At 38.6% G+C, this 3,268-nt stretch carries 7 protein-coding genes; 1 reads left to right on the forward strand and 6 read right to left on the reverse strand.

Annotation, left to right across the window (positions count from 1 at the left end; genetic code table 11):
- From ACJHV0_RS08860 to ACJHV0_RS08885, 6 genes are all read right to left on the reverse strand, one after another.
- The coding region (locus tag ACJHV0_RS08860) for a hypothetical protein (protein ID WP_483133964.1) at positions 1 to 299 on the reverse strand (299 nt) is incomplete at its 3' end.
- A gap of 161 nt (positions 300 to 460) precedes the next feature.
- A complete protein-coding gene (locus ACJHV0_RS08865; protein ID WP_483133965.1) occupies positions 461 to 1,054 on the reverse strand; it encodes an ATPase in 594 nt (197 codons plus the stop codon).
- Positions 1,044 to 1,214, reverse strand: coding sequence for a hypothetical protein (locus ACJHV0_RS08870; protein WP_483133966.1), 171 nt, complete (start codon positions 1,212 to 1,214; stop codon positions 1,044 to 1,046). The genes ACJHV0_RS08865 and ACJHV0_RS08870 overlap by 11 nt, the downstream gene beginning before the upstream one ends.
- A 74-nt stretch (positions 1,215 to 1,288) precedes the next feature.
- Positions 1,289 to 1,903: a DUF1349 domain-containing protein gene (locus tag ACJHV0_RS08875; RefSeq protein WP_483133967.1), complete on the reverse strand. Its 615-nt coding sequence runs from the start codon at positions 1,901 to 1,903 to the stop codon at positions 1,289 to 1,291.
- A gap of 2 nt (positions 1,904 to 1,905) precedes the next feature.
- A complete protein-coding gene (locus ACJHV0_RS08880; protein ID WP_483133968.1) occupies positions 1,906 to 2,355 on the reverse strand; it encodes a GNAT family N-acetyltransferase in 450 nt (149 codons plus the stop codon).
- On the reverse strand, positions 2,349 to 2,786 hold the full coding sequence (locus tag ACJHV0_RS08885; RefSeq protein ID WP_025235318.1) for a DNA polymerase III subunit chi: 438 nt from the start codon (positions 2,784 to 2,786) through the stop codon (positions 2,349 to 2,351). The genes ACJHV0_RS08880 and ACJHV0_RS08885 overlap by 7 nt, the downstream gene beginning before the upstream one ends.
- 245 nt (positions 2,787 to 3,031) lie before the next feature.
- Here ACJHV0_RS08885 and ACJHV0_RS08890 point away from each other — a divergent pair.
- Positions 3,032 to 3,268, forward strand: a 237-nt coding sequence (locus ACJHV0_RS08890) for a BON domain-containing protein (RefSeq protein WP_483133969.1), incomplete at its 3' end; no start/stop codon positions are given.

Here is a 3,268-nt window from a genome sequence, read left to right on the forward strand (position 1 = left end):
AATAATTCTGAGTTTCTATTAGTGTTGATTATAAAAATTCCATTGTGATTTGATTTTTCCCAGAAAGTGAAGCTGCTACCTACTCTACAAATATACTCACTTACTGTCATTAAATCATCAGTAAAAATAATTTTAAAGCTATCTTTTGGTAAATTATCAATTTCAGATATTGGTGATAAGTGATAATTTTCAGTATCTATTATTAGCTTGTAATTATTTTCAATTAAGTTCTTTATATTTTCATTTGAATAACAAAAATACACTCTTTCAAGGTTTTCGCATTCCAACGCCTCAAACATAATTTACCTCTTGAACCTAATTTTTTGTAAGATTCTACCTAAATCGGACCGCTCTTTAATCCCATACGAGCCGTGTAAGGTTAGATATAGCTGAGCCACGCTGTGGATTCTAACTTTCAGCTCCAGCGGAGCTGGAATTATAGAGCCTAGCACGGCTCGTGTTAGGTAATTTCAAACCCTAATCCCACCAATTCATCACAAAGTAGATTGCACCAATTCGGTATTTTTTCTGAAATTTTTATCACTTTCTTATCCGCAATCTGCAAAATTAAATTCGGCTTGGTTTCTGAATTATCATAAATCAGTGTTTCATCATTGATAAAAATCGCATCCATTAAATTTTTACGGCTAATCTGATAGCGTTTTCTAATAGTTTCTTCATCAATAAAATGCCCACCTGCTTTCACTCTTGCTTTTACTCGTGCAATGTTAATTTTATAGCTATCGACACCAATATAATTTAATCGAGTTCTGAAATTCCTTGTTTTAGTATTTTCCATTCGTTTTAGAATAGATTTTCCCGAAAGGGTTGATTCCATTGAAAATGCAATCTGATTTTTTACTGCAAACTGAAATAGCTCGATTGCTTTTCTGCCTGCTTCAATATCGGCTAATCTTGGATTAGTCGGATTAATCTGCATTGCGATGTTATCCGAATCAATCACAATTTCGACTTTATCTTGATTGAAAGATCGCAACGTAGATTTTCCGGCTCCGTTTGTGCCACAGTAAAAAATCGCTAGGTTATTTTGCATATTCAATCACTTTTTCCGTACCGTCTGGATAATGCTCAATCAAATCCCCATTTTCACGGCGGTAAGTTAGCATTTCGTGCTTTTTCTTTTCTTCAAACCAAGCGGTAAAAAGAATATCTAATTCTCGCTGTTTTTTGAGTAATTCTTCACGACTGGTCATTTTATTTCCTCTTTAATACAAGCGGTCTATTTTGAATGATTTTTTGCAAATTTTTGCGAAAATTTGACCGCTTGTTACTCACACCACTCATCAGGTTGTTGCCCATTATGCTTTTCCCACACGCACTCGCCCAGTTGCATTTCGCTAAATACTGCCGTAAAAGACGAATTTTCAGGGCTGCACGCATATAAGCCGAAGCGGATTTTGTCTGTCGCTTTGTTTAGGTGGCAAATGCGGATTTGGGCAAAATGCACACCGTCTTGGGAACATTCAATCCGAAAATCGTCTTTTCTGCGGCTTAGGCGATACCACATCTGTTTGATGTTCAAACCGATTTCAGTGGTCGCCCAGTCGGAATAGCCGTTATTCGTTACCACCGAGCCTAAATGCTGAAACTGTTCGTTTTCATATTCCACCGACGCTTTTAGCCAATTTTCGCTATCCAAATAAAGCACAATGCCGCATTGGTCAAAACGCTGTTTTGCCCCTGTGAAATCGGTTTTGACCATAAAGGAAAAATAAGGCTCTGCCGTTTCCAGTTGCAACATTGGGGCGTTGTCATTTTGGAAATGGTAGTAGGTTTTTTGCCATAAATCGGTTTGTGGTTCGGTAGTGATTTCAATCACTTGTTCGGAAATGAAACTGTCCTTAGGTGGATTTAACCATTGTAATTTTTTCATATCAAACATTATCAGCTTTCCTTTTTAACCATATCCAAATGCGGTATGCCGTCTTCTAAATACTCGCACGATACAGCCTGAAAACCAAAACCGGCATAAAACCCTTGCAGATAGGTTTGGGCTTGGACGTGAACGGGTTGAGTTGGGAAATGTTCACGGCAATAGGCTATTGCTTTTTGCACCAATTCCCTTGCTAAGCCTGTGCCGCGAACTTCCGCAGCCACTAACACTCTGCCAATATGTACGCCATCATCAGTTGGAATCAAACGGCAGTAAGCGGTCAGATTATTTGCATTTTTTGCAAAGAAATGCACCGCTTGTAGGTCTTTATTATCCACTTCTTGATAAGGGCAATTTTGCTCAACCACAAAAACCGCCGTGCGGGCGTGGTAGATTTCAAATAGCTCTTGGGTGGAAAGTTGCTCAAAAGTCTTGGCTTGCCAATTTATTGTGTTTAGCATTGCACGGTTTCCAGCTGCCAACCTAATTGGCGATATTGTTTATAGCGTTCGCGTGCTTGTACTTTGGCAGTTTCTTCCACCGGCACAAAGTCAATAATATGATTGAAACTGTTAATAAAATCGGGTAATTCTGTTTGTAATGAAATTAGTAAATCCCGATGTTGTGCGTTGCGTTTACCTTTCCACGAAATTTCAATCGGCGTTGGGTAAGTAGTAATTTCGCCCGATAAATTATGTGGTACGAAAGAATCAGGATCTCTTGCCCAAAGTGCTTCATCAATATTGAAGGCTTGTTGTTCTGTTTCACAGGCAATAAGCACTCGTTTACCTAATCGCCACGCTTGAGCGGCAAGTTCACAAGCCTGAGCTTCAGCGGCTGAAATATCGGCTGAATCGGTTTGGCTTAGAAGATAAAATTGCACTTGTTTCACAGCATATTCCTAAACAATATATTGATGTACTTAAACGGTAGATTTTAGCTGAAAATCAGGCAAATATAAAATCTAAGCGGCATATTTTGCAAAAAATATGCTAAAAATCACCGCTTGTAGCGGTTTTCAGGAGGTTTGAGGTTGAACTAATTCAGTTTTACTTGTTCTAATAGCTGGAATGCACTATTTCCAACGGTGGAAATTGTGTAAAATGAAACCCCCAGTCTTATTATGAGGAACTTACTATGGGCTTATTTGATTTCGTAGGCGACATTGGTCGTAAATTATTTAACAAAGAAGAAGATGCTTCAAAAGCCGTTACTGAACATTTGAGCCAAGATAATCCGGGCGTTGAAAATGTGAATGTAACCGTTGAAAATGGTGTAGCGAAAATTTCCGGTATTGCTTCAAGTGCAGCCGCTGTTGAGAAAGCGGTGTTGATGGCAGGTAACGTAGCCGGTATTACTAACGTGAATATTGAT

Source organism: Mannheimia sp., assembly GCF_056854775.1.

Coding starts and splice junctions, on each gene's coding strand:
- ACJHV0_RS08865 (WP_483133965.1), bottom strand. CDS start 1,054: ATGCAAAATAACCTAGCGATTTTTTACTGTGGCACAAACGGAGCCGGA.
- ACJHV0_RS08870 (WP_483133966.1), bottom strand. CDS start 1,214: ATGACCAGTCGTGAAGAATTACTCAAAAAACAGCGAGAATTAGATATT.
- ACJHV0_RS08875 (WP_483133967.1), bottom strand. CDS start 1,903: ATGTTTGATATGAAAAAATTACAATGGTTAAATCCACCTAAGGACAGT.
- ACJHV0_RS08880 (WP_483133968.1), bottom strand. CDS start 2,355: ATGCTAAACACAATAAATTGGCAAGCCAAGACTTTTGAGCAACTTTCC.